The sequence below is a fragment of the Aeromonas sp. ANP5 genome (assembly GCF_963870295.1).
In the GTDB taxonomy this organism is placed as follows: Bacteria; Pseudomonadota; Gammaproteobacteria; order Enterobacterales; family Aeromonadaceae; genus Aeromonas; species Aeromonas veronii.
Window position 1 is genome coordinate 108008 of record NZ_CAWMRY010000009.1, and the last position, 13253, is coordinate 121260.

General features: G+C 59.9%; 10 protein-coding genes. All 10 read left to right on the top strand.

What is annotated here, in order from left to right; all coding sequences use genetic code 11:
• Position 1: 1 nt before the first annotated feature.
• The 10 genes from murD to secA all read left to right on the top strand — a co-directional run bounded on the left by murD (position 2) and on the right by secA (position 13241).
• Positions 2–1285, top strand: coding sequence for a UDP-N-acetylmuramoyl-L-alanine--D-glutamate ligase (murD, locus tag AACT07_RS07665; protein ID WP_069527071.1), 1284 nt, complete (start codon positions 2–4; stop codon positions 1283–1285).
• Complete coding sequence (ftsW, locus tag AACT07_RS07670) at positions 1282–2463, top strand: cell division protein FtsW (RefSeq protein WP_005336154.1); 1182 nt, start codon at positions 1282–1284, stop codon at positions 2461–2463. The genes murD and ftsW overlap by 4 nt, the downstream gene beginning before the upstream one ends.
• Positions 2463–3545, top strand: a complete 1083-nt coding sequence (gene murG / locus AACT07_RS07675; RefSeq protein ID WP_069527072.1) for an undecaprenyldiphospho-muramoylpentapeptide beta-N-acetylglucosaminyltransferase — start codon at positions 2463–2465, stop codon at positions 3543–3545. Before ftsW ends, murG begins: the two co-directional genes overlap by 1 nt.
• A 111-nt stretch (positions 3546–3656) precedes the next feature.
• Entirely contained in the window at positions 3657–5111 is a 1455-nt protein-coding gene (gene murC, locus AACT07_RS07680; protein WP_005336150.1) for a UDP-N-acetylmuramate--L-alanine ligase, read from the top strand.
• A gap of 97 nt (positions 5112–5208) precedes the next feature.
• On the top strand, positions 5209–5961 hold the full coding sequence (locus AACT07_RS07685) for a cell division protein FtsQ/DivIB (RefSeq protein WP_005336149.1): 753 nt from the start codon (positions 5209–5211) through the stop codon (positions 5959–5961).
• A complete protein-coding gene (ftsA, locus tag AACT07_RS07690) occupies positions 5942–7201 on the top strand; it encodes a cell division protein FtsA (RefSeq protein WP_069527073.1) in 1260 nt (419 codons plus the stop codon). The genes AACT07_RS07685 and ftsA overlap by 20 nt, the downstream gene beginning before the upstream one ends.
• Before the next feature lie 39 nt (positions 7202–7240).
• Positions 7241–8392, top strand: coding sequence for a cell division protein FtsZ (ftsZ, locus tag AACT07_RS07695; RefSeq protein WP_005336147.1), 1152 nt, complete (start codon positions 7241–7243; stop codon positions 8390–8392).
• A gap of 99 nt (positions 8393–8491) precedes the next feature.
• Positions 8492–9415: a UDP-3-O-acyl-N-acetylglucosamine deacetylase gene (gene lpxC / locus AACT07_RS07700; RefSeq protein WP_005336146.1), complete on the top strand. Its 924-nt coding sequence runs from the start codon at positions 8492–8494 to the stop codon at positions 9413–9415.
• 140 nt (positions 9416–9555) lie between these two features.
• Positions 9556–10461 carry a M23 family metallopeptidase gene (locus tag AACT07_RS07705; protein WP_005355107.1) on the top strand — a complete coding sequence of 302 codons (906 nt, stop codon included), beginning with the start codon at positions 9556–9558 and terminating at the stop codon, positions 10459–10461.
• Positions 10462–10520: 59 nt separating this feature from the next.
• Positions 10521–13241: a preprotein translocase subunit SecA gene (gene secA / locus AACT07_RS07710; RefSeq protein WP_069527074.1), complete on the top strand. Its 2721-nt coding sequence runs from the start codon at positions 10521–10523 to the stop codon at positions 13239–13241.
• Positions 13242–13253: the final 12 nt, after the last annotated feature.

The following is a 13253-nucleotide window of genomic DNA, read 5'->3' on the forward strand; positions in this document are numbered from 1 at the left end:
CATGGTCATCATCATCGGATTGGGCAAAACCGGACTCTCCTGTGTCGATTACTTCCTCGGCCGTGGCGTGACGCCATTGGTGATGGATACCCGTGCCAACCCGCCCGGCAAGGAGCAACTGCCGCCTGAGGTAGAGCTCATTCACGGTCTCGACGAGGCGCTGCTCAAGCAGGCGCACATTATCGTCGCGAGCCCGGGTATCGCGCTGGCGACCCCCGAACTGAAAGCGGCTGCCGAGTGTGGCGTGCAGATCGTCGGTGATATCGAGCTGTTTGTGCGCGAGACCCAGACTCCGGTCATCGCCATTACCGGCTCCAACGGCAAGAGCACTGTCACTACCCTGGTGGGCGAGATGATTGCCGAAGCCGGCCTCAATGTCGGCGTAGGTGGCAATATCGGCACGCCTGCGCTGGAGCTGCTCAAGCAGCCGATGGATCTCTGCGTGCTGGAGCTCTCCAGCTTCCAGCTGGAAACTACTCACAGTTTGCGTGCTGCCGCCTCCGTAGTGTTGAACCTCTCAGAAGATCACATGGATCGTTATCAGGGCATGGCCGACTATCGCGCCGCCAAGATGGAGATCCATCAGCACTCCAAACACATTCTGGTCAATCGTGACGATGCCCAGACCCTGCCCGATGTGGGTCAGGTGTGGCAGAGCTTTGGTCTCGATTGCAATGGCTATGGCCGTTGCCTGCTGGATGGCCGCTACTGGTTGACGTTGCACGGTGAACCACTGCTGGCGGTAGACGAGATGAAGATCGTCGGTGCCCACAATCAGGCCAACGCGCTGGCTGCCATGGCGCTGTGTGATGCGGTCGGTATTCCCCGTGCGGCTCAGCTTACCGTGCTGCGTCGCTTCGAGGGCTTGCCCCATCGCGCCCGTTTCGTGCGGGAGGTGAACGGGGTGCGCTGGATCAACGACTCCAAGGCCACCAACGTGGGAGCCACGCTGGCTGCCGTTGCCGGTGTGCGCGAGTCGGTCAAGGGGCGCCTGCTGCTGCTGGCCGGTGGTCAGGGCAAGGGGCAGGATTTTGGCCCGATCCAGGCGCTGCTGGGCAACCAGATCGATCACATGTACTGCTTCGGTCAGGATGCCGAGGTGCTGCTGGCACTGGGCGAGCAGACCGAACGGGTGGCCGACCTGGCCGCTGCGGTTGCCAAAGCGGCTGCCGATGCCAAGCCCGGTGACTGGGTGCTGCTGGCGCCAGCCTGTGCCAGCCTCGATCAGTTCAAGTCGTTCGAGGTGCGCGGCGATCGTTTCACCGAGATGGTGCTGGCACTATGAACGCCCTTCGCGCAGCAGCAGGTCTGTTCCAGCGCTGGTTGTTACCGGCGCGTCCTGCCGGTCTCTACGATCGGCAGCTGGTACTGCTGGCGCTCTCCCTGATGGCGGTCGGGGTGGTCATCGTGGCCTCGGCGTCGATCCCCGAGGGGATTGCGCTGGGGGATGACCCCTTCATGTTTGTGAAGCGTCACGCCCTGTTTCTGGTGATGGCGCTCGGTATCTCCTGGTTTGTGTTGCAGGTGCCGATGGCGCGCTGGCAACAGCACAACGGCCCCATGCTGCTGCTGGCGATCTTGATGCTGGTGCTGGTGCTGCTGGTGGGGCGAAACGTTAACGGTGCGGTGCGCTGGTTGCCGCTCGGCCCCTTCAACCTGCAGCCTGCCGAGTTTGGCAAGCTGGCGCTGTTTGTCTATCTGGCCGGTTATCTGGTGCGGCGCCAGAGCGAAGTGCGTGAAGCCTGGATCGGCTTCCTGAAACCGCTGGCGGTGTTCGGGGTGCTGGCGGTCTTGCTGCTGTTGCAGCCTGACCTGGGTTCCACCGTGGTGATGTTCGTTACCTCGTTCGGCATGCTGTTTCTGGCCGGTGCCCGACTGGGACAGTTTTTGACCCTGATCGGCGCGGGCCTCGGTTCGGTGGTGATGTTGATCATCGTCGAGCCCTACCGGATGCGGCGGGTGACCTCCTTTATGGATCCCTGGGCCGATCCGTTCGGCAGCGGCTACCAGTTGACCCAGTCGCTGATGGCGTTTGGTCGTGGCAGCTGGTTTGGCGAAGGGCTTGGCAACTCTATCCAGAAGATGGAGTACCTGCCGGAAGCGCATACCGACTTCGTGTTTGCGATCCTCGGTGAAGAGCTGGGTTACGTCGGGGTGCTGGGCGCCCTGTTCCTGATTTTTGCGCTGGCGGTCAAGGCGCTCAAGCTGGGGCATCGCGCGCTGGTGGCAGAGCGGCTCTATGACGGTTATCTGGCGATCGGCATCGGCATCTGGTTCAGCTTCCAGACCTTCGTCAACGTCGGCGCGGCCAGCGGCATGATGCCGACCAAGGGCTTGACCCTGCCGTTGGTGAGTTACGGTGGTTCCAGTCTCATCATCATGTCGGTGGCGGTGAGCATGTTGATTCGAATCGATTTTGAGTTGCGTCAGGCGACAGCCCAGGCGCGCGTGCGGGAGGTTTAGTGAGCAAGACTCTTTTGGTGATGGCAGGTGGTACCGGTGGGCATGTGTTCCCCGGTCTGGCCGTGGCCGATCGCCTGAAGGCCCAAGGCTGGACTGTCCACTGGCTCGGCACTGCCGACCGGATGGAGGCGGAGCTGGTGCCCGCCCACGGTTATCCCATCTCCTTCATCGATATTCAGGGAGTGCGTGGCAACGGCATCAAGCGACTGCTGGTGGCGCCCTATCGCATCGTCAAATCGATCCTGCAGGCGCGTCAGGTACTCAAGACCGTTCGCCCTGATGTGGTGCTCGGCATGGGCGGTTTTGCTTCCGGCCCGGGTGGCGTGGCGGCCTGGTTCTCCGGTATCCCGTTGCTGCTCCATGAGCAGAATGCCGCTGCCGGCATGACCAACAAGCTGCTGGCCCGTATCGCCAGGCGGGTGCTGATGGCATTTCCGGGTGCCTTCGCGCCGAGCCGTCGCACCGCCGTGGTCGGTAATCCGGTGCGTCCCGAAGTGGTCGCCCTGCCGGATCCGCAACTGCGCAGCGGGGATGAGCCACTGCATCTGCTGATCGTGGGTGGCAGTCTGGGAGCGCGGGTGCTCAACGAGCAGGTACCTGCTGCGGTGGCGGCATCCGGCGTGCCCATGGAAGTGCGTCACCAGTGTGGCAAGGGCAATGCCGAGGCTGTCTCTGCTGCCTATGCCCAGCACGGCATCAATGCCGAGGTGAGCGAATTTATCAAGGATATGGCCAGCGCCTACGCCTGGGCCGATCTGGTGGTCTGCCGTGCCGGTGCGCTGACTGTTTCCGAAGTGGCTGCCGCCGGTGTGGCCGCCATTTTCGTGCCGCTGCCCCATGCGGTGGATGATCACCAGACCCGTAACGCCCTGACCCTGGTCGACGGCGGAGCGGCCGAGTTTCTGCCCCAGTCCGAGCTGAACACAGCCTCACTGGCGGCACGCTTGACCTGGTTGGCAGGTCGCCGGGAGACCCTGTTTAACATGGCGAAAGCGGCTCGCCGCGTCGCCATCACGGATGCGGCCGAGCGGGTTGCCGATGAGTGCAAACAGCTCGCAACCGGGCAGCGTGGTAAAGATTGATGAGCAAGGTTGCAGCGGTGACACCGGGCAGCCTTGTACCTGTATGTATTGATGCCGCCGTGCAGCCGCGCTTTGACGGCACATGGCCTGCGGCAGACTAAAGAGACGATTATGACCAAGGTTGAACTGGCAAAACTGCGCACTGTGATCCCCGAAATGCGCCGCGTGCGTCGCATCCACTTTATCGGCATCGGTGGTGCCGGTATGGGAGGGATTGCCGAAGTGCTTGCCAACGAAGGGTATCAGGTAACGGGTTCTGATCTGGCTCGCAACGCCGTGACCGAGCGGTTGGCCGGACTGGGCGCGCACATCTTCGTCGGGCACAGTGCCGAACACGTTGAGGGGGCCAGCGTGGTGGTGGTCTCTACCGCCATCAAGCAGGACAACCCGGAGCTGCTGGCTGCCCGTGAACTGCGGATCCCGGTGGTGCGCCGCGCCGAGATGCTGGCCGAGCTGATGCGTTTCCGTCACGGCATCGCCATTGCCGGTACCCACGGCAAGACCACCACCACCAGTCTGGTTGCGAGTATCTATGCCGAAGCCGACCGCGATCCGACCTTCGTCATCGGTGGCCTGCTCAACAGTGCCGGCACCAATGCCCGTCTGGGTAGCAGTCGCTACCTGATTGCCGAGGCGGACGAGAGCGACGCCTCTTTCCTGCATCTGCAGCCGATGGTCTCTATCGTGACGAACATCGAAGCGGATCACATGGATACCTACGGCGGTGACTTCTCCAAGCTGAAGGCCACCTTCATCGAGTTTCTGCACAATCTGCCCTTCTACGGGCTGGCGGTGGTCTGTATCGATGATCCGGTGATCCGTGGCATGTTGCCCGAGATTGCTCGCCCGACCCTGACCTACGGTCTCTCTGACGATGCCGATGTGCAGGTGCTGGATTTTGTCCAGACCACCAACCACAGCTGCTTCCGTGTTCGCCGCAAAGAGGCGGGTGAGCTGCAGGTCACCCTCAATTTGCCGGGTATTCACAACGCATTGAACGCCGCAGCGGCGATAGCTGTCGCGACAGAGGACGGTGTCAGCGATGAGGCCATCATCTCTGCACTGGCCAAATTTGAAGGGGTCGGTCGTCGCTTCCAGCAGTATGGCGAGTTTGAAACCGGTCGCGGCAAGGCGATGCTGGTGGACGATTACGGTCACCACCCGAGCGAAGTGAAGGTCACCATCAACGCCGCCCGTGCCGGTTGGCCCGAGAAGCGTCTGGTGATGGTGTTCCAGCCGCACCGTTATACCCGCACCCGCGACCTCTACGAGGACTTCGCCGATGTGCTCTCCAAGGTAGACGTGCTGGTGATGCTGGAGGTTTATGCTGCCGGTGAGGAGCCGATCCCGGGCGCTGATGGACGGGCACTGTGCCGCTCCATTCGCTCGCGCGGCAACCTGGAACCCATCTTCGTCGCTACACCGGATGACGTGCCAGCCGTGCTGGCCGACCTGATCGGCGAGGGGGATTTGGTGCTGACTCAAGGTGCCGGGAACGTCGGGGCGCTGGCCCGTCGTCTCGGAGAGATGAAATTGAGCATAGATAGCATGAAATCTGGCGCCTGAGGGCCCAATGAGTATTTTGACCGCCAAGCCGGGGCCTATATAATGGCGAACCGGTCTGTCAAAGGCCGGTTTAGCGCGTTACACGGGGATCGATCGGGTGGAGGCAAGGGCACAGGGGCGCACCAAGGGTGGCTTCATCGCAGGAGTAGCATTTTTCCTGCTGGTGATATGGGGCTGCTACCGGACGGCGCTGGATGTTAAAGGTTGGCTGACAGATGCCAACCGGTTGCCCATGAGCGAGCTGTTGCTGCAGGGGCAACACCAGTATTTGCAAACCGAAGAGCTGCGGATGGCCGTGCTGGATGGCGCCGAGCTGCGCAACTTCTTCGAATTGGACGTCAACGAATTGCAGGCAAGGCTCAATGCCCTGCCATGGGTGGCCTCGGTCTCGGTACGCAAGAAGTGGCCGAACAAGATCAAGATCTACCTCACGGAACAAGATGTGGCGGCGCGCTGGAATGGCAACCGCTTCGTCAACACCAAGGGCAAGGTATTCAGTGCCCCGGATCGGGTCAAGACGCCGCTGTTGCAGCTGTCAGGGCCGGATGATCAGGCTGCCCGGGTGTTGAAAGAGAGTCGGCAGTACGAGTCGCAACTGGCTGCCAAGGGATACAAGTTGCTGGGGGTGAATCTGACCCCCCGCCATGCCTGGGAACTGACCCTGGATGGCAATATCAAGCTGTTCCTGGGACGCAATGACATTGCGCTCCGGCTGCAGCGGTTTATCGATGCCTTCCCGGTTATCGAACCCCGTGCGCAAGTCGCCTACGTGGATCTTCGATACGACACCGGAATGGCAGTTGGCTGGAAGAAGAGCGAAGAGAAAGTGCATGACCAACACCGCAGATAGGAATTTGATTGTCGGACTGGATATCGGCACAACCAAGGTGGCGGTTCTGGTCGGGGAAGTATTGCCGGATGGTGAACTGAACGTCATCGGTATGGGCAGTCACGCTTCTCGCGGAATGGAGAAGGGCGGGGTCAATGACCTCGACTCCGTGGTCAAGTCACTGCGCCGCGCGGTGGAAGAGGCCGAGATGATGGCAGATTGCCAGATCAGCTCGGTCTATCTGGGGTTGTCCGGCAAGCATATCGACTGCCGCAACGAGACCGGTATGGTGCCCATCTCCGATGAAGAGGTGACCCAGGAGGATGTGGACAACGTGATCCACACCGCCAAGTCGGTTCGCCTCTCCGATGAACTGCGTGTGCTGCATGTGCTGCCTCAGGAGTTTGCCATCGACTATCAGGAAGGGATCAAGAATCCGGTCGGCCTCTCCGGTGTGCGGATGGCAGCCAAGGTTCACTTGATCACCTGCCACAACGACATGGCCCGCAACATTGAGAAATGCGTGGAGAAGGTCGGCTTGCGCGTGGATCAACTGATCTTCTCCGCGCTGGCCTCCAGCTATGCCGTGTTGACCGAAGACGAGAAAGAGCTGGGTGTCTGCGTGGTGGACATCGGTGGCGGCACCATGGATATGTCGCTGTTTACCGGCGGTGCCCTGCGCCACACCAAGGTGATCCCGTACGCTGGCAGCACTGTGACCAGCGACATCGCGTACGCCTTCGGCACGCCGCCGCTCGACGCGGAAGCGATCAAGGTGCGCTACGGTTGCGCCCTCGGCCGTCTGGTCAGCAAGGAAGACAATATTGAAGTACCCAGTGTCGGCGGTCGCCCGGCGCGCAGCCTGCAACGGCAGACACTGGCTGAAGTGATTGAGCCCCGTTACACCGAGTTGCTCTCCATGGTGAATGATGAGCTGGTGCGGGTACAAAGCGAGTTGAAAGCGCAGGGGGTCAAGCATCAGCTGGCAGCCGGTTTGGTCTTGACCGGCGGCGCTGCCCAGATTGAAGGCATTGTGGAGTGTGCAGAGCAGATCTTCCAGAGCCAGGTCCGGGTGGGAGAGCCCATGAACATACGTGGTTTGAGTGATTACGTGCAGGCACCGGTGTACTCGACTGCGGTCGGGTTGCTGCAATATGGCCGCACCCATCAAGCCACAGGTAGCAACAAAGAATATGCCGCCAAGGCAAGCGTCGGTGGCCTGGTCAAACGGGTTAGCAACTGGCTGCGTGGCGAGTTCTAAGAATTTTGCTGAGTCAGGCAAATAAAGCGGAGAGACAACATGTTTGAATTTATGGATAGCCACACTGACGAAGCCGTCATTAAAGTGATCGGTGTAGGTGGCGGCGGCGGTAACGCTGTCGAGCACATGGTTCGTCAAAATATTGAGGGTGTTGAGTTCATTACCGTCAACACCGATGCCCAGGCACTGCGTAACTCCAGCGCCAACACTACCCTGCAGATCGGCGGTGGGATCACCAAGGGTCTGGGTGCCGGAGCCAATCCGGAAGTGGGTCGTGATGCGGCCATGGAAGATCGCGAAGCACTGCGTGAGCTGCTGACCGGTTCCGACATGGTGTTCATCGCCGCCGGTATGGGTGGTGGTACCGGTACCGGTGCTGCGCCGATCGTGGCCGAAGTGGCACGCGAGATGGGCATCCTGACCGTTGCTGTGGTGACCAAGCCGTTCTCCTTCGAAGGGAAGAAGCGGATGGGCTTCGCCGCGCACGGTATCGAAGAGCTCTCCAAGAACGTCGACTCCCTGATCACCATCCCCAACGACAAGTTGCTGAAGGTGCTGGGTCGCGGTATCTCCTTGCTGGATGCCTTCAAGGCGGCCAACGATGTACTGCTTGGCGCGGTACAGGGCATTGCCGAGCTGATCACCCGTCCTGGCTTGATCAACGTCGACTTCGCGGACGTGCGTACCGTTATGCGCGAAATGGGTACCGCCATGATGGGTACCGGTTCCGCCTCTGGTGATGACCGTGCCGAAGAAGCAGCCGAGAAAGCCATCTCCAGCCCGCTGCTGGAAGATGTGGATCTGGCTGGTGCCCGTGGCATCCTGGTCAACATCACCGCCGGTATGGACATGACCATCGAAGAGTTCGAAACCGTGGGTAACGCGGTCAAGGCCTTCGCTTCCGAGAACGCCACTGTAGTTGTGGGTACCGTAATCGATCCGGAAATGCACGACGAACTGCGTGTGACCGTGGTTGCTACCGGTATCGGTGCCGAGCGCAAGCCCGACATCACGCTAGTCAAGAGCAGCCAGGTGCAAGAGCGCCCGGTACGTCAGCCGCTGGTCAGCGACATGATGCAAGGCCGTGTGATGGACGAAGCCCCGGCCAAGGTGGTCAACGCCGAGCCGCAAGCTCGTCGTGAACCGGATTACCTGGATATTCCGGCGTTCCTGCGCAAGCAAGCTGACTAAGCCTCTTATGGCTCTCGTTTGTTTGTTGTTCAAGGAATGTGCTAAGATGGCCTGCCAACGACCATCTGGTCCGGATTTTAAGCTGTTTAGGGTACACCCATGATTAGACAAAGAACCTTGAAAACGAGTGTACAGGCGACTGGTGTCGGCCTGCATTCGGGTCGGAAAGTCACCATGACGTTCCGTCCGGCACCTGTGAACACAGGGATCGTTTACTTGCGTACCGACCTGAATCCTGTGGTGGAGCTGCCAGCCAATGCCGATCAGGTGCGCGATACCGTGCTCTGTACCGCTCTGGTCAACGAAGCCGGTGTCCGTGTCTCTACCATTGAGCACCTCTCCGCCGCGCTGGCCGGGATGGGGATCGATAACCTCTACGTTGAGGTTGACGCGCCCGAGATCCCGGTGATGGACGGCAGTGCGCATCCCTTTATCTACCTGCTGCAGGAAGTCGGGATCCGTGAGCAGAATGCTGCCAAGCAGTTTGTGCGGATCAAGAAGAGCATCCGAGTTGAAGACGGCGACAAGTGGGCGGAATTCCACCCTTATCGCAACGGCTTCAAGATGGACCTCGAGATCGATTTCCAGCATCCGGTCTTTGAAGGGCGCAATCAGCGTTGCGTACTGGATTTCTCCGGTGCCTCCTTCGTGAAAGAGATCAGCCGTGCCCGTACCTTCGGGTTCATGCGTGATATCGAGTACCTGCGTTCCCAGAACCTGGCGCTGGGCGGAAGCCTGGAAAATGCCGTGGTACTGGACGACTATCGGGTGCTGAACGAAGACGGTTTGCGTTATGAGGACGAGTTCGTCAAGCACAAGATGCTGGACGCGATCGGTGACCTCTATATGTGTAACCGCAGCATCATCGGTGAGTTCCGTGCCTACAAGACCGGACATGCCCTGAACAACAAGCTGCTGCGTGCCTTGCTGGCCGAGCAGGAGGCTTGGGAACTGGTGACCTTCGAGGGTGAGGGCGACAAAGCGCCTATCGCTTACTACGATAACGGTCTGGTTCTGGCCTGATAGCTGTGCAACGGAACGTCGGTCCTCTCTCCGCACCGACGTTCCGTCATTTGTTTACTCCATCCTTTAATACCGATTATCTCCCGGTTTTATTTCCCGTGCAGGCTCCTGGCCGCACCTGACCGAGCAGACTGATTTCTATGAGCATTACCCTGATCCTCCACGGCAAGCAGCGACGCAAGTTGCACCTGCCCAAACAACGTCTGGCCTGGGTCGGCGGTATTCTCTTCTCCCTGTTAGCCCTTGGTGGTGGTTGGCTCTGGCAGAGCTGGCACCAGAAAATGGAGGCGCTGGAAGTGGCGCTTGCCGTTGCCGAGCAACAGTCCGTCGACCAGAGTGGCGACGAAGCCCGTGAACAGTTGGCAATGCTGGCTGCGCAGGTGGGCACCATGCAGGGCCAGCTTGGCCGTCTCAATGCCCTCGGTGAACGATTGACCGAGCAGGCCGATCTCGATCCCGACGAGTTCAATTTCAAAGAGCTGCCCCCCATGGGCGGCCCTTCTTATGATGAAGAGCTGGAAGTGAGCCTCAACGAGCTGCAAGCCTCGATGAAGCACCTCAGCCAGCAGCTCAGCAGCCGTGAAGAGCAGCTGTCGGTACTTGAATCTTTCATCATGAATCACCATATCACCGATGCCGGTTTTATTTCCGGCACGCCAGTCAAACAGGAGCGAGTTTGGGTCTCGTCCGGGTTTGGTGGACGGGTCGATCCGTTCAACGGGCGTGCCAAGATGCACAAAGGGGTCGATTTCCGTGGCAAACCCGGAACCCCGATTCTGGCCACCGGGCCCGGCATTGTCAGCTGGGCGGGCCGTCATCCGGAATTTGGCAATATGGTGGAGATTAATCACGGCAATGGCCTGGTCACCCGCTATGCCCACAACTCCAAGTTGCTGGTCGAGGTGGGCACCCTGGTTGATCAGGGTCAGAAGATTGCCTTGATGGGACGCACCGGTCGCGCGACCGGGGTCCATCTGCATTACGAAGTGTTGAAAGATGGTCGTCAGGTCAACCCCGCACGCTTTCTCAGTGCCAGACGGGGTTAGGTTTTTTTCTTCAGGTTCCAGTGACGGAACGCTTTTATAACCAGAAATAGTTGGTACCCATGATTAGCACACTGCTTACCAAGATTATCGGCAGCCGGAACGACAGAACGCTCAAGGCTTTGCGCAAAATTGTAAAACAGGTCAATGCCATGGAGCCGCAGTTCGAGGCTCTGTCCGATGCCGAGTTGCAGGCCAAAACGGCTGAATATCGTCAGCGTATCGAGCAGGGTGAGACCCTGGAGCAGTTGCTGCCGGAAGCGTTCGCGACCGTGCGTGAAGCCTCCAAGCGGGTGTTTGGCATGCGCCACTTCGACGTGCAGCTGATTGGCGGCATGGTACTGAACTCCAACCGCATCGCGGAAATGAAAACCGGTGAAGGTAAGACCCTGACCGCAACCCTGCCAGCTTACCTGAACGCCCTGAGTGGCCGTGGTGTGCACGTGGTGACGGTGAACGACTATCTGGCCAAACGTGACGCTGAGGCAAACCGCCCGCTGTTTGCCTTCCTCGGCATGACCGTCGATTGCAACGTGCCCGGTATGGATGCGTCCCAGAAGCGTGACGCCTACGCCGCCGACATCACCTACGGTACCAACAACGAATTCGGTTTTGACTACCTGCGCGACAACATGGCGTTCTCGCCGGAGCAGCGGGTACAGCGCCCGCTCAACTACGCGCTGGTGGATGAGGTGGACTCGGTGCTTATCGATGAAGCCCGGACTCCGCTCATCATCTCCGGTCCGGCCGAAGACAGCTCCGAGCTCTATATTCGCGTCAACAAGCTGATCCCGCTGCTGGTCAAGCAGGACAAGGAAGACACCGAAGAGTACACCGGCGACGGTCACTACACGGTGGACGAGAAGAACCGTCAGGCCCTGCTGACCGAAAACGGTCAGATCTTCGTGGAAGAGCTGCTCAAGAAAGAGGGGCTGCTGGACGAGAACGACTCCCTGTTCTCCGCCTCCAACATCAGCCTGCTGCACCACGTCAATGCCGGTCTGCGTGCTCACACCCTGTTCGAGCGCAACGTGGACTATATCGTCCAGAAAGACGAAATCGTCATCGTTGACGAGCACACCGGTCGTACCATGCCGGGTCGTCGCTGGTCAGATGGTCTGCATCAGGCCGTTGAAGCGAAGGAAGGGGTGAAGATCCAGAACGAGAACCAGACGCTGGCATCCATCACCTTCCAGAACTACTTCCGTCTCTACAACAAGCTGGCGGGGATGACCGGTACTGCAGATACCGAAGCCTTTGAATTCCAGCAGATTTATGGCCTGGATACCGTGGTTATCCCGACCAACAAGCCGATGGTGCGCAAGGACATGGGCGATCTGGTCTACCTGACCGCCAATGAGAAGTATGCCGCCATCATCGAAGATATCCGTCAGTGCGTGGCCAAGGGCCAGCCTGTACTGGTTGGTACCGTCTCTATCGAGAACTCCGAGCTGCTCTCCGGCATCCTGACCAAGGAGAAGATCCCGCACAAGGTGCTGAACGCCAAGTTCCACGCCATGGAAGCGGAGATCGTTGCCCAGGCCGGTCAGACTGGTGCGGTCACCATCGCGACCAACATGGCCGGTCGTGGTACCGACATCGTGTTGGGCGGCAACTGGCAAGCAGAGATTGCCAAGCTGGAGAACCCGACCAGCGAGCAGATTGCCGAGCTGAAAGCCGCCTGGCAGGTGCGTCACGATGCGGTGCTGGCCGCCGGTGGTCTGCACATTATCGGTACCGAGCGTCACGAATCCCGTCGTATCGACAACCAGCTGCGCGGCCGTTCCGGTCGTCAGGGTGACCCGGGCTCCTCCCGTTTCTACCTCTCCATGGAAGATACCCTGATGCGGATCTTCGCCTCCGACCGCGTGACCGGCATGATGAAGAAGCTGGGCATGGAAGAGGGCGAAGCCATCGAGCACCCATGGGTCACCAAGGCGATCGAAAATGCCCAGCGCAAGGTGGAAGGTCGCAACTTCGACATCCGCAAGAGCTTGCTGGAGTTTGATGACGTGGCCAACGACCAGCGCAAGGTGGTCTACGAGCAGCGCAACGAGCTGCTGGATACCAACGACATCTCCGAGACCATCCACGTTATCCGTGACGACGTCTACGGCGCGGTGATCGACGAGTACATTCCGCCCCAGTCTCTGGAAGAGATGTGGGACGTGCCGGGTCTGGAAGCACGCCTGAAGGCCGACTTCGCGCTGGATCTGCCGCTGCAACAGTGGCTGGCGGAAGATGACAAGCTGTATGAAGAGAAGCTGCGCGAGCGCATTCTGGACGAAGCCACCAAGCTCTATGCCCACAAGGAAGAGCTGGTCGGCAAAGAGGTGCTGCGCAACTTCGAGAAGGCGGTGATGCTGCAAACCCTGGATGGTCTGTGGAAAGAGCATCTGGCGGCCATGGATCACCTGCGTCAGGGCATCCATCTGCGCGGTTATGCCCAGAAGAACCCCAAGCAGGAGTACAAGCGCGAATCCTTCGATCTGTTCACCCAGATGCTGGAAACCCTCAAGCGCGACGTGGTCAGCATCCTGAGCCGTGTTCAGGTGCAGGAGCGCGATGTGGAAGCGATGGAAGAGCAGCAGCGCCAGCAGGCGGAAGCCGCTCCCCGTACCTATACCCACGCCGCTGCCGAGAGCCAGCTGGCCGATGAGCAGGCCGCAGGCGAAGAGGGGCACACCACCTTCGTGCGCGACGAGCAGAAGGTCGGTCGCAACGATCCCTGCCCGTGCGGTTCCGGCAAGAAGTACAAGCACTGCCACGGTCAGTTGACCTGATCGACGCTATGC